This is a genomic window from Gordonia terrae (assembly GCF_051789125.1).
GTDB lineage: Bacteria > Actinomycetota > Actinomycetes > Mycobacteriales > Mycobacteriaceae > Gordonia > Gordonia terrae_A.
Genome location: NZ_CP196526.1, coordinates 2,951,072 through 2,976,706, shown reverse-complemented (window position 1 = coordinate 2,976,706; position 25,635 = coordinate 2,951,072). Strand labels below are relative to the sequence as shown.

General features: G+C 69.4%; 1 protein-coding gene (running past one end of the window). It reads left to right on the top strand.

Going from position 1 to position 25,635, the window contains the following annotated elements:
- Positions 1–25,635: the 3' portion of a non-ribosomal peptide synthase/polyketide synthase gene (locus tag ACSUZC_RS13465; protein WP_439029042.1), read on the top strand. Its footprint begins 570 nt before the window's first position; 25,635 of the gene's 26,205 nt are visible here — the last part of the coding sequence; its start codon lies beyond the left edge, outside the window; its stop codon occupies positions 25,633–25,635.

The window sequence follows — 25,635 nt, the reverse complement described above, 5'->3', positions numbered from 1 at the left end:
AAGACCGGAGCGGCGTATCTCCCGCTGGACCGGACGCATCCACGCGCACGGTTGCACACCATCATCGACGACGCCGCACCGGTCCTGATCGTCGCCGACTCCGACACGGTGCGCGCCTGGGACGGGATGCCAGCGCCGCTGACCACCCGGCAGGACCTGTTCGCGGCGGGCGAACGGGCAGAACCGAGCCTCCCGACCCACGTCGCCGCGCATTCGGCGGCCTACGTGATGTACACCTCCGGTTCGACGGGTACGCCGAAAGGCGTTGTCGTCACCCACGACAACGTCGTATCCCTGCTGGTTGCGCTCGACGTGCTGGTGGAGAGTTCGCCCGACGATGTGTGGTCGATGTTCCACTCCTACGCGTTCGACGTGTCGGTGGGCGAGATCTGGGCCGCCCTCGTCGCGGGCGGACGTCTCGTGGTCCTCGACCACGCGACCACGCGGGCACCCGACGACGTCGTGGAGGCGTTCGACCGCGAGGGCGTCACGATCGTCAACTTCACCCCATCGTCGTTCTATCAGTTCGGCGCGGCCGTGCGCCCGCCCCACGGGCGCCGGATTCCGGATTCGGTTCGGCGACTGCACTTCTCCGGCGAGTTGCTGGACTACGAACATGTCCGTACCTGGCAGGCGGACCGGGACGTCGACGGATCGGTGACGCGGCCGGGGGCCGACGTAGCGGGTCCGCAGCTGAACAACATGTACGGCCCGACAGAGACCACCGTCTACATGACGCGTCGCGAGCTGACCCGCGCGTTCGTCGACGCGGCGACCGCCTCCGACATCGGTACGCCACTGCTCGGTTCTCGCGTCCACGTCCTCGACGGTCGACTCGCGCCGTTGCCCGACGGGGTACCCGGCGAACTCTACGTCTCGGGAGTCCAGGTCACCCGCGGCTTCCTCCGCCGCCACGGGCAGACCGCGACCCGATACGTCGCGAACCCGTTCGGGCCGCCGGGGACGCGCATGTACCGCACCGGCGACGTCGGGGTGGCCCGGAACGGGTCGATCGAGTTCGTGGGTCGACGCGACGGACAAGTGAAACTGCGGGGTTTCCGCATCGAGCTCGGCGAGGTGGAGGCGGCGCTGTCCGCGCTCGACGGTGTGGACGCCGCCGGCGCGGTCATCCGGACACTCGGCGACACCGAGCACCTCGTCGGATATCTCGTCGCGGCCCACTCGGAGCAACGGTCCGAGAACGAGATCCGAGCTCGGTTGAGCGCGGCGGTACCCGACTACATGATCCCCACGCGATACGTGTGGTTGGACAGACTGCCGCTGACGGTCAACGGCAAACTCGACCGGGACGCGCTGCCGGAACCCGGGGCCGCCGCCGGGTCGGCAACCGCGGAACCGCCGGCCACGGCCATCGAGGAGGATCTCGCCGCCCTCGTCGCCGAGATCCTCGGCGTGGACGAGGTGGGAGTCACCTCCTCCCTGTTCGATCTCGGCGGAAACTCGCTCACCGCCACCAGAGTTGCCGCCCGTGCAGCCGACTCCTTCGACACGACGGTGTCCGCGCGCGATGTCTTCGCCGCACCGACGGTGCGCGGTCTGGCCGCGGTCATCGAGGAGCGGCTCGCCCAGGACGCCGACGCGCCGTCGGGCGACGCCGCGGCCCGCATCCCCCTGCGCCCGGCGGATCGTGACGGCGTCCTCCCGCTTTCGCCCGCGCAGCAACGTATCTGGTTCCTGGAGAGTCTCGACCCCGGTGGCGCCGGCTATCTCATCCCCGCTGTCCTCCGGCTCGGCGGCGCATCCACCGACGGCGCGCACGGCGAGGTGCGGAGACTGCAACCGGCGGTCGTGGCGGCGGCACTCGACGACCTCCTCGCCCGACACGAGGTCCTGCGTACGCGATTCGTCGCACCCGACGGCGTTCCCGAACAACTCATCGCCGCGCCCGGGGACACCCGTCACGACGTCCGCGCCGATCCGCCGATCGACCTGCGCGGTGCGGGTGAGGCGGACATCACCGACACCGTCGCGGAGATCACCACTCGCGGTTTCGATCTCGAGCGGGCCGCGCCGGTGCGGGCACGGCTGATCCGGGTGGGCGAGGACGACTGGATTCTGGTCCTCGTGGTCCACCACATCATCAGTGACGGCGGCTCGGTCGCGCCGATGGTCACCGATTTCGTCGACGCCTACCGCGCTCGACTGGAGGGGAGGGCACCCGGGTGGGCGCCCCTGCCGGTGCAGTACGTCGACTACGCGGTCTGGCAACGGTCCAGACTCGGCGACCCCACGGACCCGGCGTCCCTCGCGGCACGGCAACTCGACTACTGGCGGACACGACTGGCCGGTGCGCCCGAACTCGTCGACCTGCCTGTGGACCGTCCTCGCGCCGCGCTCCGGGACGACGCCGGAGCGGAGGTGTCCACCGTTGTCGATGCCACCACCTGGGCCGGCCTGACCGCACTGGCCGACCGGCACGGCGCGACGCCGTTCATGGTGGTTCACGCCCTGCTCGCGGTGGCCCTCATGCGGTCGGGGAGCAGCGAGGACGTGGTGATCGGCACGCCGGTGGCCGGGCGGGGCGAACGGGCGCTCGACGGCATGATCGGAATGTTCGTCAACACCTTGGCATTACGCACCACAGTGCGTCGCGACGTCGGCTTCGACGCCCTGCTCGCCGACGTCCGCGACACCGACATCGCCGGACTCGACCACGCCGACCTGCCGTTCGAGAGTGTGGTCGACGAGGTGCTCGCGGCCCGGAGCACGGCACACCCGCCGGTCTTTCAGGTCGCGCTGGCGTTCCAGAACGCCGAACGACCGACCGTGGAACTGCCCGGACTGACCGTCGCCGAGATCGAACCCCCGGTCACCACGGCGAAGGTCGATCTGCAGATCACGGTTCTCGACACGCCCGGCAGACCGGCCTATGAGGACACCCGGATCCTCCTCACCTACGCCACCGCACTGTTCGATGCGGACACCGTCGAGTCGTTCGCACGCCGTCTCCTCACGCTCGCCCGAGCCGTCGTCGAGTCGCCGGGCACTCCGGTCGGTGATCTCCCGACCGGAGACGATGCGAGGCAGGCGGTGGTCCGCGCCCCGGGTGCAGCGTCGTCGCCGATGGTGCTGCGTGATCTGCTGGCGACGGCTGTGCGGCAGAACCCCGATGGTGTGGCGGTCATCGAGGGCGGGCAGTCGCTCACCTACGACGCACTCGATCGGTGGACCGGTCGTCTCGCCCGCGTCCTGCGCAGGCGAGGAGCCGTACCGGGTGCGGTGGTGGCCCTGGCCACACCACGCTCGCTCGCCGGTGCGGTCGGTTTCTGGGCCGTGGCGCGCACCGGGGCCGCCGTGGCGCTCGTCGACCCCGGGCTGCCCGGCGACCGAATCCGCTACATGCTCGACACGATCGACGCCCGCCTCGGACTGACCACGTCGGACAGACTCGCTGCCCTCCGGACACCGTCCGGCACCGCCGAGTGGCTCGTCGTGGACGGCCAACCGGATGATCCGGCCGAGCCGGCCGCCGGACCCGATCTCTCGGGCGACGATCCGGCCATCCGGGTCGATGACACCGCCTACGTCATCTTCACGTCTGGCTCCACGGGCCGGCCCAAGGGTGTCGCCGTCGCGCATCGCGGTGTGGCCGACCTCGTGGCCGACGCGCGGCGCCGGTTCGAACTGACGCCCTCCTCGCGTGTACTGCGTTTCGCCGCACCAGGTTTCGACGCAACGGTGTTCGAGACACTGATCGCGGTGGCTGCGGCTTCCACGATGGTCGTCGCACCCGACGGAATGTCGGGGGGTGCCGAACTCGCCGCGCTCATCGCGGGGGAGTCGGTCACACACGCCACGATCACCCCGACCGCACTCGCCACGGTGTCCGACGCGTTGTCCGAGAACACCTTCCCTCATCTGGCCGTGGTCTGTGTCGCCGGCGACGTCTGCTCGCCCGAACTGGTCCGGGCATGGGCGCCGTCGCGCACGATGTTGAACCTCTACGGCCCCACCGAGACCACGATCTGGGCGACGTCGTCGAGCCCGCTGCGACCGGACCGACCGATCACCGTCGGCGGTCCGATCGCGGGCATGGAGGCCATGGTCCTGGATCCCCGTCTGCATCCGGTGCCGCCTGGTGTCTCCGGTGAGCTGTACCTTTCCGGGTCCGCTCTCGCGGCGGGATACCTGCGTCAGACCGGGCTGACCGCGGAGCGCTTCGTGGCCGCGCCGTTCGGGGCCCCCGGGCGACGGATGTATCGAACGGGCGACATCGTCCGGTGGCGCAGGCGTGCCGGGGAATGGGCACTGGACTTCCTCGGCCGCAGCGACTTCCAGGTGAAGGTCCGCGGCTTCCGCATCGAGCTGGGGGAGATCGACGCGGTCCTCGAGGAACTCGACTCGGTGGATTTCGCGACCAGCGCCGGGGTCGACCATCCGACGTCGGGGGAGACGGTGCTGGTGTCGTGGGTCCACGGCCCGAACGGCACCCGGCCCGACACCCACCTGGTGATCGCGCATGCGGCCCGCAAGCTACCGGCCCACATGGTTCCCGCCGCGATCGTCGTCCTCGATGAGATCCCTCTCGCGGCAACCGGAAAACTCGACCGCGCCGCACTGCCGCCGGCACGGTTCGACGGGGGCTCGTATGTCGAGCCGGCGTCCGACACCGAACGCACGGTCGCGGACGTATACGCGACCGTGCTCGGTCTCGACGACGGGGGCGGGGTGTCGGCGACGGCGTCGTTCTTCGATCTCGGTGGCACTTCTCTGTCGGCCACCCGTGTCGTCGCGCGCCTCGGCACCGCGGTGGGTGCGACGATCCCGGTGCGCGCCCTGTTCGAGTCGCCGACCGTGCGTGACCTCGCAGCGGCGATCGACGCCGGTCATGTCGGTACTGCGACACCGGGTCCCGTCCCGGGGGCCGTCAGGCGTCCCGACCCGATCCCCGTCTCGTACGCTCAGCGCCGGATGTGGTTCCTCAACCGCTTCGAACCGGACTCGAGTGCCTATGTGATCCCGGTCGTCATCCGTCTGCGCGGCCGCCTCGACGTATCCGCGATGCGCGCCGCGCTCCACGACGTCGTCGAACGCCACGAGGTCCTGCGGACGATCTATCCGACGACCGACGACGGCAACGGCGCGGAACCCGTCCAGGTGATCTGCGACGACTGGTCCGGGCGGCTCACCATCGGACTCGTCTCGGCGGATGCACGGCCTGTTGCGACGGGCGGGGCGGACGCCGAGCCGATGACCGAACGCGCGATCCGCGACGTGATCGAGACCCCTTTCGACGTCACGGTCGACCTGCCGCTCCGCGCACGGATCATCACGGTCTCGGCGAGCGAGCATGTGCTCGTCATCGCCCTCCACCACATCGCCGCGGACGGCGAATCCGCTCCCGTGCTGTCGGCAGACATCGCCCGTGCATATCGGGCCCGGCGCGCCGGGCACGTGCCGGAGTGGCCGGCCCTGGATGTTCAATACGCGGATTACGCTCTCTGGCAGCGGGATCGGCTCGGTGACCCGGCCGACCCGGGCTCGTTGATGGCACGGCAGCTGGGGTACTGGCGGGAACATCTCGACGGTCTGCCCGACGTGCTGCCGCTGCCCACCGATCGTCCGCGGTCGCGGACACCGGACGGGCGCGCGCAGACCATGCGGTGGTCGCTGCCGATGGCGGTTGTCGCCGGGCTCCGACACCGCGCCACCGAACATCGGGCCACGCTCTTCATGGTCGTGCACACCGCACTTGCGGCCGTGCTCACCCGCCTCACCGCAACCCCCGGGATCGCGGTGGCCACTCCGGTGGCAGGCCGGGGACACGAGCAGATCGACCGTCTCGTCGGCATGTTCGTCAACACGGTCATCCTGCGCGTCGACGTCGATCCGCACCTCACCCTCGCCGCGCTGCTCGACCGGGTGAGGCGCACCGACCTCGCCGCCGTCGACAACGCGGACGTGCCGTTCGAGCGGGTGGTCGACACGGTCCGGCCGGCGCGGATCGAGAACGCCGAGCCACTGGCACAGGTGATGCTCGTCCATGCCGCCCGGGTGCCCGAGGCGATCACCGCGTCCCTTGGCGATCTCACCGCCGAGTTCGTCGAGACCGACGAGACGGCCGCCAAGTTCGACCTGACGATCGGTGTCCGCGAATCGGCGGACGGCGGTCTGGCCGGGTCGATCACCTACGCCACGGCTCTGTTCGACGCCGAGACCGCGGAGATGATCGCATCTGCGCTGGTGGCGACCCTGACCGCATTCGCAACCGACGCGGACGTCCCGGTCGCGGACATCGCGCTGCTGACGGAGGCCGAAGAACGAGCGCAGCAACGATTGTCGATCGGGCGGGCCGTCGAGTTGCCGGCCGACACGCTTGCCGACGCCGTCGCGTCCGGGCCGTTCCGCACCCCGGACTCCGTCGCCCTGCGATGCGGCGACCGCACCGTCACCCATCGTGAGTTCGGCGCGCGCGTGGCCACGCTGGCGCGCGAACTGCTGGCCATCGGAGTGGGCCCCGAGGATGCCGTCGCGGTGTGTGCGCCGCGATCGGTGGAACTCGTCGTCGCGATCCATGCCGTCGTCGCGGCCGGCGGCCAGTATGTCCCCGTCGCTCCCGACGCACCCATCGAGCGCGTGCGGTACATGGTCGAGACCGCAAGGGCCAGAACAGCGCTCGTCGCAAACCAGCACAATCCACTGCGGGGTCTCGTCGGTCGCACGATAGTGGTCGACTCCACCGTTCCCGTCGACCTCGATGTATCCGCGGTCACCGACGCCGAACGTCGCCTCCCGCTGCGCCCCGAGCACGCGGCGTACACGCTGTTCACATCGGGTTCCACCGGGCGTCCCAAGGGCGTGACGGTGAGTCACCGGGCTGTACTGAACCGTGTGCGCTGGGGTCTGACGGAGTTCGGCCTCGGGCCCGAGGACGCGGTTCTGCTGAAAACGCCGTTCACCTTCGACGTCTCGGTACCGGAGCTCTTCTCCCCGTTGATGGCCGGCGCACGGATGATCGTCGCGCCCGACGACGCGCACCTCGACCCGCACGCCATCGCCGGACTCATCGACTCCGAGCGGGTCACGACGGTCCACTTCGTGCCGTCGCTGCTGGGCGTGTTCCTCGACGTAGTCGACCGCAAAGCCGCTGACGTAGTCGACCGCAGAGCCGCTGACGCAGTCGACCGTGAGTCTCCTGACGTCGATCATGGATGGGCGCTTCCGTCCCTGCGGCATCTCTACTGCTCCGGGGAGGCCCTGTCGCCGGCGACGCTGCACGAGATCGGCGCCGTGCTCCCGCATGTCCGTGTCCACAACCTGTTCGGGCCCACCGAGGCGGCCGTCGAGGTCACGTCGGCAACCCTGGACACGAGCGCGAGCGTCGTCCCCATGGGCAGGCCGGTCTGGAACACCCGCACACACGTCCTCGATGCCCGGTTGCGACCGTTGCCGCCCGGCGTGGCGGGTGAGTTGTACCTGGGCGGGGTCCAGCTGGCACGCGGGTACGCATCGCGCCCCGACCTGACGGCAGATCGGTTCGTCGCCGATCCCGCGGGGGACGGGACGCGCCTGTACCGCACGGGCGATCTGGTCCGCCGCACGCGTTCGGGCGAACTGGAGTACCTCGGGCGCACGGACTTCCAGGTGAAACTCCGCGGCCAGCGGATCGAACTCGGCGAGATCGAGTCGGTGCTCGCCGCCGTCGACGGGGTACGTCAGGCGGTGGTCACCGTGGCCGCGACCGCTGCCGGCGCCGAACAGCTGGTGGGTTACCTGATCGGGCCGGGCTCAGAGGGCCTGATCGAGCCCGCCCGGGAGGCCGTCACGCGGTCGCTCCCGGCATATATGCGTCCGGCGCTGTGGGTGACACTGGCCGAGGCTCCGTTGAGCAGCGCGGGCAAGCTCGACCGGAAATCGCTTCCGGCACCGCGATTCGACCCTCTCCCACTGCTCGACGATGCTGCGGCGCCGGCGAATGACGCCGAGCGGACGGTGGCCTCGGTCGTCGGTGCGGTTCTCGGGGTGCCCGACGTGCCCGTGACGCGGTCGTTCTTCGAACTCGGCGGTGATTCGATCGCCTCGATCCGGCTGACGTCGATGCTGCGCGCGGCCGGATTCGTCCTCACCCCGCGTGACGTGTTCGCCGCTTCGACGGTCCGCGAGCTCGCGGCCCTCGCCCGGACACAGCAGGCGGCGACACTCGACGAACCTCCCGGCGGGGGGATCGGCCCGGTGGCGATGACCCCCGGCGCGGCCTGGATGTTGGATCTGGCGGACGATCCGGCGGAGATCGCGGACTTCTCGCAGAGCACGGTGCTGACACTGCCGGCGGACGCCGACGAGGAGGGTCTGCGTGCCGTCGTGCGTGCGGTGGTCGAGGCGCACCCGATGCTGACCGCCTCGCTGCGGGTCGACGAGACCGGCCGGCCGACGATGACCGCGGGCGACGGGAACCCCGATCATGTCGCCGTCGAGATCGTCGAGAACCTCGTACCGGAATCGCCGGACAGCGTCGCCGACGCAGTTCGTGCGGCGCACGCGCGCGCTCTGCGCACCCTGTCACCGCCGGACGGGCGACTCGTCGCGGCGTCGGGCGTCCGCCTTCCGGACGGCACGGGCAGAGTCGTGATCGCCGTCCACCACCTGGGTGTGGATGCGGTGTCGTGGACGACGATCGTGTCGGGTCTCGCCCGGGCATGGTGGCAGCACCGGAACGGGGAGCCGCCGAGACTGGCCGGTACGGGGACGTCCTTCCGCCGATGGGCGAGCGTGCTCACCGAACTCGCCGAGCGCACCGACGAACTGGACTGGTGGTCGAGGCACCTGCCGCCACCGCAGACGTCGAGCCGTCTGGACCGCTCACGCGACCGCCTGCGCAGCACCGTCGCTGTCGATCTCGCGGTGCAGGCCGACCTCGCCGACCAGGCACTCGGGACGGTGGCCGAGGCCTTCGGTGCCCGCCCCGACACCGTCCTCGCCGCCGCGGTCGCCTTCGCCGTCGGGTCGGAGGGGACCGAACCGGTCTCGATGATGTTGGAGAACCACGGCCGCGAGGAGCAGATCGCGCCGGGCGCCGATCTGAGTGAGACCGTCGGCTGGTTCACTTCGTTCGTACCGGTGACCGTCGATGTTCCGCCGGCCGATCCGACGACTGCGGGCGGGACGGCCGGGCGTCGGGTCGCCGCGATGGTGAAGTCCCTGAAGGACGTCCAGGCACGCATGCCCGACAACGGCATCGCGTTCGGTCCGTTGCGATGGTTGCGGAAAGAGTCACCGCTGCGTGGGCGGGACCTCCCGCTGATCACCGTCAATTACCTCGGCAGCCTCGGGAAGGACGACGCCGGCGGCGAGGGTGCCGATCCGGTCGCCACCGAGTTCATGCCCGTCGCCGACGCGCCGACACTCCCGCCCTCGATCCGGGGCGAGATGATGGCGACGGCGGGACTGACGGTGACCGTCGGCTCGGTCGTGACCGGCCGCGGCCGCGAACTGCGGGTCAATCTCACCGCGGCCGAATCGATCTGGGACCGTGCCGCCCTGGAAGGTATCGCGAGCCGCTGGGAGTCGGCACTGACCGCACTGGTCGGTCATCTCGACTCGGTGGGCCACCCGGGGCCGAGCGAATCCGACGTCATCGGCGGGGGACTCACCCAACCGGAGATCGACGAGGTGTTGGCGCGACTCGCGGCCGGTTCCTCGCACACCGCATCCGTGGTGTGGCCGCCGACACCGCTGCAACACGGGCTCTTCTACGAGCACGAGCGTCTGCTGGGCGCCGATCCCTATGTCACCCAATCGATCATCGAGTTCGACGGTGATCACCACGAGGCCACGCTGCTACCGGCGATCCGGGAACTCCTCTCGCGGCAGCGCGTACTCCGGTCGGCCTTCGTGCGCACGACGTCCGGGCGGCTCGTGGTGGTCGTGCCGCCCGCGGATCATCCGGCCGTCACCGACCCTGACTTCCGGGCCGTCGACCTGACCGACCTCGACCACGCCGAGGCGTACGCGCGGATCGCGCGGATCGCCGAAGAGGATCGCGACCGACGATTCACACTCGACTCGGCGTCACCGATCCGGTTCTCCGCCGTATCGCACGACACCCCGCACGGACGCGCGCACACCCTCGTGATCACCGCTCACCACATCGTGTTGGACGGATGGTCGGGGCCGATCCTCGTCGCCGATCTCCTCGCCGCACACCTGGGGCGTCCGGCGGTGACTCCCTCCCGCGACTTCGAGACATATCTCCGCTGGCTCGACGGACGCGATCACCACGCCGCCGTCGACGCGTGGCGGAACCAGCTCGCGGACGCCACCCCGACCCTCGTCGCACCGAACCGCACGGCGCAGGAGGCGGACGAGCCACATCGGCATGAGGTCGTGGTCAGGCTGTCGGCCGACACCCGGTCGGAGCTGGAACGCAGGGTGCGCGAACTGGGTACCACCACCAGCACGGTGCTGCACGCCGCCTGGTCGGTCCTGCTGTCGCGGTTGACCGGCGAGCAGCGGGTGGTGTTCGGCGAGACCGTCTCCGGTCGTCCCGCCGACCTCGACGGCGTCGACGGCATGATCGGCCTGTTCATCAACACCGTCCCGGTGGTCGCCGACGTCGATCCGCGACGGTCGCTCGGCGCGCTCATCGGAGATCTGCACGACTCCCGGACCCGTGTCCTGGACCACCAGTTCGTCGGCCTCGGCGAGATCGCCGCTGCCACCGGGCATCCCGCCCTGTTCGACACGCTGGTCGTCGTCGAGTCGTATCCGGTCGACGCCGACATGGTCGTCGAGGGATCCCGCAGTTCCGGCCTCCGGATCCGGGACGTGACCACCTCCGACGCCACGCACTACCCGCTCGCGCTCATCGTCGCCGACGACGGCGACGGTCTTCGTCTGACGGTGCGCGCCGATCTCGCCGTTGTCGGTGACGGTGTCGCGGAGGTGGTTGCCGCGACGGTGACGGACGTCCTCGACGCGGTGATCGACGACCCCGCGGTGCCCGTGGTGGCACTCGACCCGATGCCGGCCGGTATGCGCGAGACGGTGCTGGGGTGGTCGGGTTCGGGTGGTGTGGGTGTGGGGGTGGAGTGGTCGGGTCGTTCGGTGGGGTCGGTGGTTGCTGAGCGGGTGGGGTTGTCGTGGGGTTCGGTGGCGGTGCGGTGTGGTGATCGGGTGGTGTCGTATGGGGAGTTCGGTGGGTTGGTGGGGGGTGTTGCGCGGGAGTTGTTGGGGTTGGGTGTGGGTGTGGATTCGGGTGTGGGTGTGGTGATGTCGCGGTCGTTGGAGTTGTTGGTGGCGGTGCATGCGGTGGTGGTTGTGGGTGGTCGGTATGTGCCGGTGGAGGTGGATGCGCCGGTGGAGCGGGTGGGTTTCATGTTGTCGACGGCGGGTGTGGGTGTGGTGTTGGTGCGGGCGGGGGATGGTGAGGTTTCGGGTGTGTCGGGTGTGCGGCGTGTGGTGGTGGATTGTGGTGAGGGGGTGGGTCTTTCGGTTGATGGTGTGGTGGTTGGTGGTGTGTCGGGTGGTGAGGGTGCGGGGTTGTTGGGTGCGGTGGTGTCGGGTGTGGGTGAGGTGGCGTCGGGGGCGGGTGTGTACACGTTGTTCACGTCTGGGTCGACGGGTCGGCCGAAGGGTGTGACGGTGTCGCAGGCTGCGGTGGTGAATCGGTTGGGGTGGATGCAGTCGTTGTTCGGGTTGGAGCAGCGGGATGTGGTGTTGTGGAAGACGCCGGTGTCGTTTGATGTGTCGGTGTGGGAGTTGTTTTGGCCGTTGATGGTTGGGGCTTCGGTGGTGGTGGCTGAGCCTGGTGGTCATCGGGATCCGTGGTATGTGGCGTCGGTGGTGGAGCGGTTCGGGGTGTCGGTGTGTCATTTTGTGCCGTCGATGTTGTCGGTGTTTGTTGATGCCCTGAAGGATTCGGTGCAGGGGGATTCGGTGCCGGGGGGTTTGGTGCCGGGGGGTTCGGTGGCGGGGGGTTTGGTGGGGTTGGGGTCGTTGCGTCAGGTGTTTTGTTCGGGTGAGGCGTTGGGTGTGGGGTCGGTGGTGGGGTTGCGGGGGTTGGTGCCGTCGGTGCGGGTGGTGAATTTGTATGGGCCGACCGAGGCTGCGGTGGATGTGACGTCGTATGTGGTGGGTGGTGGTGAGGTGGTGGTGCCGATTGGTAGGGCGGTGCCGAATGTGTCGGTGTGGGTGTTGGATTCGCGGTTGCGGCCGGTGCCGGTGGGTGTGGTGGGTGAGTTGTATGTGGGTGGTGTGCAGGTGGCGCGGGGGTATGCGTCGCGGTCGGGGTTGTCGGCGGAGCGGTTTGTGGCGGATCCGTTTGGTGTGGTGGGTGGGCGGTTGTATCGGACGGGTGATCGGGTGCGGTGGTCGGGTGTGGGTGAGTTGGAGTATGTGGGTCGTGTTGATTTTCAGGTGAAGTTGCGGGGGCAACGCATCGAACTGGGCGAAATCGAGAGCGTGCTCGGCGGAGTCGACGGTGTCGTGGCCGCTGCCGTGATGGTGCGCGACGATCGTCTCGTCGCCTACGTTGCGGGACCGGATGATTCGGACATCCCACGCGTGCGTGAGAGTGCCGCGCGCCGGCTGGCGTCGTACATGGTTCCCGACACCGTCGTCGTTCTCGACGACATGCCGCTCAACACCGCGGGCAAGATCGATCGTCGAGCGCTTCCCGCACCGGTATTCGAGTCGCGGGTCATCATCGAACCGGTCACCGACACCGAGCGTGCTGTCGCGGCGATCGTGGCCGACGTGCTCGGGCGTTCCGATGTGGCCGCGGTCTCGGTCACCGACAGCTTCTTCGACGTGGGCGGGCACTCGCTGTCGGCGACTCGCGTCGCTGCGCGGATCGCTCACGGGTTCGCCGTCCCGTTCGGGGTCCGCGACCTGTTCGACGCGCCGACGGTGCGCCTGATGGCCGCATACGTCGACGACGCGCGCGGTGCCGGCCTCGACGTGGCGGCCGCGACACCGGAATTGGGAACCATTCCGCGTCCGAGCCGACCTCCGCTGTCGGCTGCCCAGCAGCGGATGTGGTTCATCAACCAGTTCGATCCCGCCTCGCCCGCCTACAACATCCCGTTCGCCCTACGCCTGCGCGGCCGGCTCGACCGGGTCGCCCTCCGTGCATCCCTCGCCGATGTGATCGATCGCCACGAGGTCCTGCGTACGCGGTACCCGCAGAGCGCGGACGGGCGTCCGTGGCAGGAAGTCCTCCCGGCCGACGAGGTCACGGTGGATCTGTGGTGGCGTGATCGTTCCGCGGAGACGCTGGCAACGGCCCCGTTCGATGTGACACGGGATCTGCCGATCCGAGCGGGCATCGTCACCCCCGGCGACGGGGGCACGCCGGATGATCAGGTCCTGGTGGTGGTGTTGCATCACATCGCCGCCGACGGTGAATCCCTGGCACCTCTGGTGGACGACCTCCTGCACTCGTATCGAGCTCGCGTCGGCGGTCGGGAACCGGACCGCCCGCCGCTTCCCGTGCAGTACGTGGATGTCGCGCTCTGGCAGCAGGCTGCCCTCGGCGCCGTCGACGACCCGGACTCCGAACTCGGACGGCAGTCACGGTGGTGGCGTACCCGGCTCGCCGATCTGCCCGATGTCCTCGAATTGCCGACTGATCGTCCGCGGCCGCCGGTGGCGTCCTACCGCGGTGCGACTGCCGAGATCGAGCTGCCCGGGGATCTCGCGGCGAGGATCGACCGGTTCGCCAGGGAGCGCGGAGTCACCGTCTTCATGGTTCTCCACGCCGCGGTTGCCGTCGTTCTGTCCCGACTGTCGGGTTCGACGGACATCGCCGTCGGTTCGCCGGTCGCCGGGCGTGGGCGCGCCGAACTCGACGGTCTCGTCGGCATGTTCGTCAATACCGTCGTCCTGCGGACCGACATCGACCCGGGTGCCACCTTCGACGAGGTCGTCCGTCACGTGCGGGACACCGATCTCGATGCCTTCGCGGCAGCCGATGTGCCGTTCGAGCATCTCGTCGACGTTCTCGCACCGACGCGCAGCGAGTCGTTCGCGCCCCTGACCCAGGTGATGCTCACCCTCGAGCAGTCACCGGTCGGTGAGCTGACGGTTCCGGGACTGACGGTCAGCCCTGTCGAGGCGGGAACTCCCGCCGCACGTTTCGACCTGATGATCGGCATGACCGCCGGGCGCGATGCGGACGGGAACCTGACCGGTCTCACCAGCCGGATCGTGTACGCCACCGACCTGTTCGACGACCGGACGGTTCGGCGTCTCGGTGACCGGATCGCGGACGTGTTGGGTGCGGGCCTCGCCGACGGTGACGTGATCGTCGGCGACATCGACCTCCTCGACGCCGCCGAGCGGGCCGCGGTGGTGGGGTGGTCGGGTTCGGGTGGTGTGGGTGTGGGGGTGGAGTGGTCGGGTCGTTCGGTGGGGTCGGTGGTTGCTGAGCGGGTGGGGTTGTCGTGGGGTTCGGTGGCGGTGCGGTGTGGTGATCGGGTGGTGTCGTATGGGGAGTTCGGTGGGTTGGTGGGGGGTGTTGCGCGGGAGTTGTTGGGGTTGGGTGTGGGTGTGGATTCGGGTGTGGGTGTGGTGATGTCGCGGTCGTTGGAGTTGTTGGTGGCGGTGCATGCGGTGGTGGTTGTGGGTGGTCGGTATGTGCCGGTGGAGGTGGATGCGCCGGTGGAGCGGGTGGGTTTCATGTTGTCGACGGCGGGTGTGGGTGTGGTGTTGGTGCGGGCGGGGGATGGTGAGGTTTCGGGTGTGTCGGGTGTGCGGCGTGTGGTGGTGGATTGTGGTGAGGGGGTGGGTCTTTCGGTTGATGGTGTGGTGGTTGGTGGTGTGTCGGGTGGTGAGGGTGCGGGGTTGTTGGGTGCGGTGGTGTCGGGTGTGGGTGAGGTGGCGTCGGGGGCGGGTGTGTACACGTTGTTCACGTCTGGGTCGACGGGTCGGCCGAAGGGTGTGACGGTGTCGCAGGCTGCGGTGGTGAATCGGTTGGGGTGGATGCAGTCGTTGTTCGGGTTGGAGCAGCGGGATGTGGTGTTGTGGAAGACGCCGGTGTCGTTTGATGTGTCGGTGTGGGAGTTGTTTTGGCCGTTGATGGTTGGGGCTTCGGTGGTGGTGGCTGAGCCTGGTGGTCATCGGGATCCGTGGTATGTGGCGTCGGTGGTGGAGCGGTTCGGGGTGTCGGTGTGTCATTTTGTGCCGTCGATGTTGTCGGTGTTTGTTGATGCCCTGAAGGATTCGGTGCAGGGGGATTCGGTGCCGGGGGGTTTGGTGCCGGGGGGTTCGGTGGCGGGGGGTTTGGTGGGGTTGGGGTCGTTGCGTCAGGTGTTTTGTTCGGGTGAGGCGTTGGGTGTGGGGTCGGTGGTGGGGTTGCGGGGGTTGGTGCCGTCGGTGCGGGTGGTGAATTTGTATGGGCCGACCGAGGCTGCGGTGGATGTGACGTCGTATGTGGTGGGTGGTGGTGAGGTGGTGGTGCCGATTGGTAGGGCGGTGCCGAATGTGTCGGTGTGGGTGTTGGATTCGCGGTTGCGGCCGGTGCCGGTGGGTGTGGTGGGTGAGTTGTATGTGGGTGGTGTGCAGGTGGCGCGGGGGTATGCGTCGCGGTCGGGGTTGTCGGCGGAGCGGTTTGTGGCGGATCCGTTTGGTGTGGTGGGTGGGCGGTTGTATCGGACGGGTGATCGGGTGCGGTGGTCGGGTGTGGGTGAGTTGGAGTATGTGGGTCGTGTTGATTTTCAGGTGAAGTTGCGGGGGCAACGCATCGAACTGGGCGAAATCGAAACAGTTCTGGCCACCACGCCTGGGGTCGCCCAGGTCGTCGCATCGGTCATGACACTCCCGGCGGGCGACCAGCTCGTCGCCCATGTCACCGGTGTCGACGTCGACGTCGACGAGCTGCGTGCGACGGCTGCACAACTGCCGGAGTACATGCGCCCGACGTCGTGGATGGTCTTGGACGCGCTGCCGCTGAACACCGCGGGCAAGGTCGACCGGAAAGCGCTGCCTGCGCCCGACTTCGCGTCACCGGGTCGGGTCGAACCACGGACCCCCGCCGAATCCGCGCTCGCCGAGGTCTTCGCCGAGGTGCTGGGTCTCCGTGGAGACGACCCGGCGCCCGCGCCGGTGTCGGTGACCGACAGCTTCTTCGAGCTCGGCGGCAATTCGCTCGCGGCCACGCGTCTCGCGGCACGGGCCGGACGGGTACTCGGCACCGACGTCGGCGTGCGCGACGTCTTCGACGCCCCGACCGTCCGGGACCTCGCCGCGCGCATCGAATCGATGCCGGGATTCGCCGACACCGCGTCCCATGTCCCGGCCGTCCCGACGCGCCCGTCGGTGTTGCCGCTGTCGAGCGCCCAACGACGCATGTGGTTCATCAACCAGTACGAGCCGTCCGTGGCGTCGTACATCATCCCGTTCGCGTTCCGCATCCGCGGTGACGTCGACGCCGAGCATCTGCGTCTGTCGCTCGCCGATGTCGTTGCGCGGCACGAGGTCCTGCGCACCAGGTATCCGCTCGACTCCGAGGGACGTCCGCATCAGCTCATCGTCGACATGGGCGATGCGTTCGACTGGCAGGTGGTCGACTCGGCCGGAGAGGCGCTAGCGGTCGCCGCCGAACCGTACGACCTGACCCGTGATCTCCCGTTGCGGGCGCGATTGCATGTCGAGGCCGTGCGGGCCACCGGGAAGACGAGCGCCCTCCTTGTGATCGCCATCCACCACATCGCCGCGGACGGCGAATCGGGGGCTGTTCTGGCCCGAGACCTGTTGGCCGCCTTCATGGCACGCCGGGAGGGCATCGCGCCGGACTGGTCCCCGCTGGACATCCAGTACGCCGACCACGTCCTGATCCTGGGCGATCGGGCAGAGGTGACCGAGAGCCATCGTCGTTGGTGGGCCGATGAACTCGCGGGTGCGCCGGTGCTGCTCGACCTGCCCACCACCCACGCCCGCCCGGCGAGTCCCACCGGCCGGGGGGCGACAGTCGACTTCGTCATCCCGGGACGAACCGCGCAGGCGATCCGAGGTGTCGCCCGTCGGGCCGATGCCACCGACTTCATGGTCCTCCATGCCGCTCTGGCCGCGGTCCTCGGCAGGTTGTCGGCCACCGGCGACGTGGTCATCGGCACTGCGACGGCCGGGCGGGACGGCAACACCGATGACCTGATCGGCATGTTCGTCAACACCGTGGCCCTCCGCACGGCACTGGCTCCCGCCCAGTCGTTCGCGGAGTTGCTTGCCGCCGTGCGTGAGGTGGACCTCGATGCGCTGAGCCACGCCGACGTGCCGTTCGACGACGTCGTCGACGCCCTGGACATCGCCCGAACCGCCGCGTACGCCCCCCTGGTACAGGTGCTGCTCACCACACTCGAAACCGGTTCGCTCCCGGCGGACGAAACCCGGGGCCTCGGTCTCGACATCGAACCCGTTGCCGTCGAGGACCACTCGGCGAAACTGGACCTCACCTTCGCCATCGCAACGGACCCCGTGGACGCTGCTCCATGGCGGGGCACGCTCACCTACGCGACGGACCTCTACGACGCCGCCGACGCCCGACGCCTGACCGATCGCTTCACCGGGCTGCTCGCCGCGGCGGTCGACGACCCCGTCCGCGCGGTCGGGGACCTTCGCCTGCTCGCCGCCGACGAGGACATGCTCCCGCTGTTCTCCGGTGATCCGGACCCCCGGCCGGCACTCCTGGGTGACCTACTGCGCGACGCCGCCCGGTCGAGGCCCGGACACCCGGCGGTCGTCGACGCCGACCGGACGTGGACCTATGCCCGACTCGACAGTGCCAGTACGCATCTCGCAGCGGAACTCATCGAGCGCGGCATCGGGCCCGACGATGTCGTGCTGTGCGCCTTCCCGCGTTCGGCACAGGCCCAGCTGGCACTGTGGGCCGTCGCCAAGGCCGGCGCCGTCTACTGTCCCGTCGACCCGCGATACCCGGCCGAGCGGATCGCGCGCGTCATCGAGGCGAGCGGCGCACGGATCGGCCTCACCGACGGGAGTGTGGCCGCCCTGGGGTCCGGCCCGACGACCGACGGGACGGAGTGGTTGCTCGTCGATGCCCGCCGCGCCGATGACCTGGCTGCTCGCGAACCGCGCGAGTCGCCAGAACCGTCCCGGCCCCTGCACGTCGACCAGGGCGCCTACATGATCTTCACCTCGGGATCGACCGGAACCCCCAAGGGAGTCCTCGTTCCGCACCGTGGTCTGGCAGGTGTCGCCACCGTACTGCGGGACCGCCACGGTTCGGGATCGCACGCACGCTGGCTCGGCATCAGCTCGCCTGCTTTCGACGCCGCCATGCTGGAGGTCCTCGGCGTCTACGGCAGTGCGGCGACACTAGTCATCGTCCCGCCGGACATCTACGGAGGGCGCGACCTCGCCGACTTCGTCGCCGCGCAGCGCACCACCCACGCCTTCCTGGTGACCTCGGTGGCCGCGTCGATTCCGGAACCGGCGCTGCTGCCCCTGACCGACGTCCTCCTGGGCGGCGAGGCCGTGCCCGACGCCGAGAAGGACCGGTGGGCCCGGCATCTCGACGTATACAACGGCTACGGACCGACCGAGACGACGATCATCAGCGTCACGTCACCGACGATCGACGCCGGAAGTCCGGTCCGTCTGGGTCGTCCGGTGCCCGGCGTCGTCGCGCATGTGCTCGACGATCGGCTGCACCCCGTGCCTCCCGGGGTGGCCGGCGAGCTGTACCTCGCCGGCCCGGCACTGGCCCGCGGCTATCACGGCCGGGCCGCACTCACCGCGGGACGGTTCGTCGCGTCCCCGATGGGTGGTCCGGGCACGCGGATGTATCGCACCGGTGATCTCGTCCTGCGTTCCCGCACCGGGGATCTCACCTATGTCGGCCGGTCCGACTTCCAGGTGAAGCTGCGGGGACAGCGCCTCGAACCCGGGGAGATCGAGGCGGTGCTGACCGCCCACGAGAGCGTGCGGGCCGCGGCGGTCATCGGTGTCGGCAACCCCGTCACGTCACTCGCCGGGTATGTCGAACCGGTCGACCCGGCTCACCCCGTGACCGTCGGTGCGCTGCGCGAGCACCTCGCGACTCTCCTTCCGCCGCACATGATCCCGGGCGCGCTGACGGTTCTGGACAGATTGCCTCGCAGTCCGATCGGCAAGATCGACCGGAATGCACTCCCGGACATCGGCGTCGAACCGATCGACGATCACGTGCCGGCATCCACGCTCACCGAGCGGACACTCGCCGCAATCGTGGCGGACGTGCTCGACCTCAAGGATGTGTCGGTGAACGCGGACTTCTTCGCGATCGGCGGGAACTCGCTGTCGGCCACTCGCGTCAGTGCCCGCGCCGGCGACGCGTTCGGGGTGCGCGTGGGCGTCCGCGACGTGTTCGAGGCACCCACCGTCCGGCGGTTGGGCCGACGCATCGACACCGCGCACGACACCGGGATCGCACCTCCGCCGCTGCGACGAGCAGACCCCCGGCCGGAACGTGTCCCGCTGTCATACGCGCAGCAACGCATCTGGTTCCTGAACCGGTTGGAGCCGGAGTCCGCAACCTACACCATCCCTGTGGCCGTCCGTCTTCGCGGCGCACTGGACATCGCCCTGCTGCGTGAGTCCGTGGTCGATGTCATCGCACGTCACGAGATCCTGCGCACCGTTTTCCCCGCCGACGCCGGCGAGCCCTACCAGCACATCCTCTCGGTCGACGAGGCGCGTGCCCGGCTGGTCTGGGAGACCATCACCGCGACTGTGGACGAGGGGACCGGCGCGGACCTCGACCCGGCGATGATGATCGGGACCGCGACATTCGATGTGACCGTCGATATCCCGATCCGTGTCCGCCTCGTCACGATGGGTGAGCGGGACCACGTGATCGTCGTGCTGCTGCACCACATCGCGGCCGACGGCGAGTCGATGCGGCCACTCGTCGCCGACCTGTGGGGCGCGTACCTCGCGCGCACCGCCGGGCATCCACCGCATCGGGCCGAACTGCCGATCCAGTTCGCCGACCATGCCGTGTGGCAGCGCAACACGTTGGGCGACATCGACTCCCCGGATTCCATCCTGGGCGGTCAGGTCGCGTACTGGTTGACCCGTCTGTCGGGCATGGGCGAACTGCTTCCGTTGCCCACGGACCGTCCGCGGCCCCCGGTCGCCTCGCAGCGAGGGTCGCGCGTGACCGCCGCGATCCCCGCCGAACTGACCGCTCGGATCAGCGCTGCGGCACAGGAACACGGCGCGACCGACTTCATGGTGCTCCACGCGGCACTGTCGCTGCTCCTGGCGAGACTGTCGGCGAGTCGGGACATCGTGATCAGCACCCCGGTGGCCGGGCGCGGGCACGCACACCTCGATGATCTCGTCGGAATGTTCGTGAACACCGTCGTGCTGCGCACCGAGGTCGACCCGTCGATCCCGATCGGAGATTTCCTCGAGCGTGTGCGCATCGACGATGTCAATGCCCTGTCCCGGGCGGACGTGCCCTTCGAATACCTCGTGGACAGGCTGGCGCCGGTACGTTCGGAAGCCTTCGCGCCCATCAGTCAGGTGATGCTGTCCGTGCTGCACCCCGGCTCCGCCGGGACCGGTGGCCCCGACGCCGACGCCGACGCCGACGACGGGGCGGCCGGGACCGGTCTCACTCTCGAGCCGATCGCGGCGTCGACCGGCACCACCCAGCTCGACATGACCTTCGCGGTCGAGATCGTGTCCGACGGCCCGTGGAACGTCGAGATCACCTACGCCACCGACCTGTTCGTCGAGGACACGGTGGTCGATGTGGCCACGAGGCTCACCCGGGTGCTCGATGCACTCACCGGGTCCTCCGAGCGGGCCATCGGTGCGATCGAGCTGACCGACGACGCCGAGCGCGCCCGCATCGCCGACCTGGTCTGCGGACCGCACCTGGACGTCCCGTGGTCGACGGTCACCGATGCCATCGACCGGTCCGCACGGCGTTCGCCGGAGGCGGTCGCACTCGTCGCGGGGGACCGGGTCATGACCTACCGCGAGTTCACCCTGCGCACCGGGCAGATCGCCGCTCGGCTCGCGGCACTGGGGGTGGGTCCGGATGTGGCTGTCGGCGTGTGTATTCCGCGGTCCATCGAACTGGTTCTCGCAATCCACGGCGTGGTCGCGGCAGGCGGCAGCTACGTCGCCATCGATCCGGCCACCCCGACCGAGCGTACGGCCGCGATGATCGACGCAGCGGGCATCGTCGTGATCCTCGTCGACGATGTGCGTCCGCCTGCCGTGTCGGGTGTGTCGACACCCGTCGTCGTGGTGGATGGTCGCGCCCCGCTGGACGACGCCTGGCAGCCGTCGGGTGTGGTGCTCCGCAGACCTCGCCCGGCCAACGCCCTCTACACCCTGTTCACCTCGGGATCGACCGGTACTCCCAAGGGGGTCACGGTCAGCCACGGTGCGGTGCTGAATCGTCTCGCGTGGATGGCGGTCCGCTCGCCGCTGCGGCCGGACGACGTGGTGTTGCTCAAGACGCCGGTGACGTTCGACGTCTCGGTGCCCGAACTCTTCGAGCCGTTGATGGCGGGTGCTCGTCTCGTCATCGCCGAGGACGGACGGCACGTCGACCCGGCGTACATCCTCGCCGAGATCGGGCAGCGCCGGGTGACGTCGGTCCACTTCGTGCCGTCGATGATGGCCGCTTTCGTGGAGTACGTCGGACAGCACACCGAGCGGCGCCGCGCGCTCGATTCCCTGCGGCGTGTCAACGCCTCCGGTGAGGCGCTCCCGGCCGCGACGGCCGCGGCCATGGCGGACCTCGTACCGGCCGCGGAGATCGACAATCTCTACGGTCCGACAGAGGCTGCGGTCGAGGTGACCGCCCACCGCATCCGTCCGGGCGATGTGGTCGTCCCCATCGGGCGTCCGGACGCCAACACGAGCACCTGGGTCCTCGACGACCGGTTGCAACCGGCGCCCATCGGGGTGGTCGGCGAGCTGTACGTGGGCGGCGACCAACTGGCCCGGGGGTATTCGGCCCGACCGGATCTGACCGCCGAACGATTCGTCGCCGACCCCACCGGCCGTCGTGGTGCCCGGCTGTACCGGACCGGTGACCTGGTCCGCTGGACTGCGGCCGGTGAACTCGAATACCTCGGCCGCGCGGATTTCCAGGTCAAGCTGCGCGGTCAGCGCATCGAACTGGGGGAGATCGAGACCGTCCTGGCCCGAGTCGACGGGGTGACCCACGCCGCCGTCGCGGTGCGCAACGGTGCCGCGGGCGACATCCTCGTGGGGTATCTCGCCGGCGACATCGACCTCGATGCGGTGCGCGACCACGTGGAATCGGTCCTGCCGCAGTACATGCGACCCACCCGGTGGGTAGTCCTCGATACGGTGCCGATCACCGCGACGGGCAAACTCGACCGCCGGGCGCTCCCCGAACCGGCAGAAGCAGCTACCGAGATGGTGCGGCCCGCCGACCCGGTCGAACGTGCGGTCGCCGAGGTGTTCGCCGACGTCCTCGGTCTCGACGAGGTGTCGGTCACCGTGCCGTTCTTCGACCTCGGCGGCAACTCGCTGGCGGCCATGAGAGTGGTGGCCCGGATCGGCGACCGGGTCGGTACCGACGTCGATGTTCGTGACCTGTTCCGGGCTCCGACGGTCCGCGGACTCGCACAGGCACTCGGCAGACGGCGGATCAGCGCACATCCCCTCGTGCCACGACCCCGGCCGCCCCATATCCCACTGTCGTATGCGCAGCAACGGATGTGGTTCCTCAATCAGTTCGACGTCACCTCGCCGGTCTACAACATGCCCGTCGCGTTCGACATCGCCGGTGACCTGGATGTGAGTGCACTCCGGGACGCGGTCGTCGCCGTCATGACCCGCCACGAACCGTTGCGGACGATCTACCCGCTCGGTGCCGACGGGTTTCCCGAACAGCGCATCCTCGATACGACGACCGCCGCCGCCCGCTTGCGTTGGGATCGGATGACCACGGCCGACGAGGCCATGGCCGTCACCACCGAGGGCTTCGACGTCTCGGCCGAGTTGCCGATCAGGGGAGCCGTCGCCGAGATCGGTACCGATGCTGAGCACTACCGGGTGGTCGTGGTGCTGCACCACATCGCCGCCGACGCGGTGTCGTTGCAGATCCTGTTCGCGGAGATCCTTGCCGCCTATCGGAGCGGCGGTGCGGTAGGGGCGCCCCCGGTCGCCTACGCCGACCACACACTGTGGCAGCGGGAGGTGCTCGGAGACGTCGACGACCCCACGTCGTTGATGGCCGCGCAGTTCTCGTTCTGGGCGTCGACGCTGGCCGGTGTTCCCGCGGCGCTGGAAGTGCCGGGCGATCGGCCTCGGCCCGCCTTCACCGATCACACCGGCGGACGCCTCGGAGTCGAGCTGGGCGAGCGGCGCAGTGCCGCGGTGATGGCGACGGCCCGCCGGCGGGGCGTCACGCCCTTCATGGTCTGCCATGCGGCACTGACCCTCACATTGGCGCGAGTCGCCGATGTCGCCGACGTCAGTGTCGGAGCGGCGGTCTCCGGTCGGGGGCAGCAGGCCACCGCCGCACTCATCGGCATGTTCATCAACACGGTGGTGCTGCGCACCCGTCTGTACGAACAGGACACGGTCGCCGATCTCCTCGACCGCATCCGCGACGTCGACCTCGCGGCCTTCGCACATGCCGACATCCCGTTCGAGACGCTGGTCGAGCACCTGACACCGGTCCGGTCGACCGCGCACGCGCCGCTCGTCCAGGTGATGATCAACTACCTCGGCGAGCCGTCGACGGACTCGCTGGTCGATGCCGCCGACGGCCCGGTGGACATGGACGGGCTCACCGTCACGCCCGTCGAGGCCGGGGCGCCGCCGGCCAAGGTGGACCTGACGCTCGGCCTCGCCGAGCATCCTGGCGTCGACGGCACCGCGATCGTGGGTGAGATCGATTATGCGGCAGCGATCTTCGATGTCGACACGGTCGCGGCGATCCGGGACGTCTTCCTCCGCATGGTCGATGCCGTCACCGGCGACCCTGACACGGCTCTCGACGACATAGACCTGACACCGGTCCCGGGCTCAGCGACGACGATCGTGGACACCGCCGGACGGCCGGTGCCACCTCGGATCCCCGGTGAGCTGTACGACATCGGCGACGACGGCTCGAGGTCCCCGACGGGGACACTCGCACGGTGGGTCCACACTCCCGGCATCGGTGTCGAGATCCTCGGTGCGGTCGAGCGCCATCCCCGAATAGACGGCCGCCGCATCGATCTCGATGTCCTGGAACAGATCGTGGCGTCGGTGAACGGTGTCGCCGAAGCCGTCGCCGTCCCGGTGGCCGGCGACGACGGAACGGGGATCGTCGTGTGGGCGACCACGGACGGCGACGATCTCGAGGCCGGTGTCGATCGGCCCGCTCGCTCCGCTCCCGGCGCCGCGGATATCCGCCGCGCCATCGCGGACGAGGTGCCGCCACACTGGCTTCCGTCCGTCATCGAAGTGTCCGGCACGATCCCGCGTACCGCGGACGGCCGACCGGATCACCACCGCGTCGCCGAACTGCTGAGCGCCGGCGGGGCGGTAGGAGAGGAAGCGACGTCCCGCCCACCGGCGGACGGTTGGGAATCGATGGTCGCCGCAGCGATGTCGGAAGTCACCGGTGCGGTGGTCGCCACCGCCGGACAGAGTTTCTTCGATTTCGGCGGCACCTCGTTGTCGGCGGTCCGCCTCGTGTCGATCCTCCGCCGTGACACCGGGATGCCGGTGGATGTCGCCTGGGTGTTCGCCGGGCCGACGCCTCGAGATCTCGGGGCGAGACTGGCCGAGCACGCCGACATCGGGCAGCAACGGAGTGAGTCGGATTCGGATCGCACGGCTTCGACCGCGAATTCGGTCGTCGTACCGCTGCGGCCCGACGGCTCCCGCCCTCCGGTCTTCTGCGTCCATCCCGCCGACGGGCTGGCGTGGCTGTTCGCCGGACTGACGCCGTACCTCGACGACCGGCCCGTCTATGGCCTGCAGGATCCGTTCGTGGTGGCCGGCGAACTCGCCGACGCATCGATCGGTGATCTCGCGGCGCGATACGTCGACGAGGTCCGGCGAATCGTTCCGCAGGGGCCGGTCCACCTCGTCGGATGGTCCATCGGCGGTCTGATCGCCCAGGACATGGCGGCCGAACTCCGCGAGAACGGCGTCGATGTCGGGTTCCTCGGTTTGCTGGACAGCCATCCCGTCGATCCCGGCGAGTTCGCGGCCGACGCCGCACGGCCCGTTGCGACGTCACCGGGCGGCCACGGCGATGCTCGAGACGTGCTCGCCAACCTGCTCGGTGGGTGGCGGGCCGTCATCGACGTGGACGACGTCACCGCCTCTTCCGAACCGGACGCGATCGCCGATGCGCTGCGGGACAAGGTCACCGAACTCGGTCTCCTGGACCGTGACGCGTTCGACCGGATGGTGGAGCGGATGGCGAGTTCGGAGAGGCGCACCGTCGATCACCGCCCGCGGCCCTTCGACGGTGACACCACACTCGTCGTCGCGGCGGGCGGGGACGCTGATCCGGACACGACGGCAGGACGGTGGACGCCGTACCTGACCGGCGCGGTGACCCGGATCGACGTCGACGTCGATCACCTCGGCATCGTCGGCAGCGAGGCGCTGCGGCAGATCGGACCCCGGATCGACGCCGGGATCGCCGCCGCCGAACGGACCGACCCGCCGGGGTGA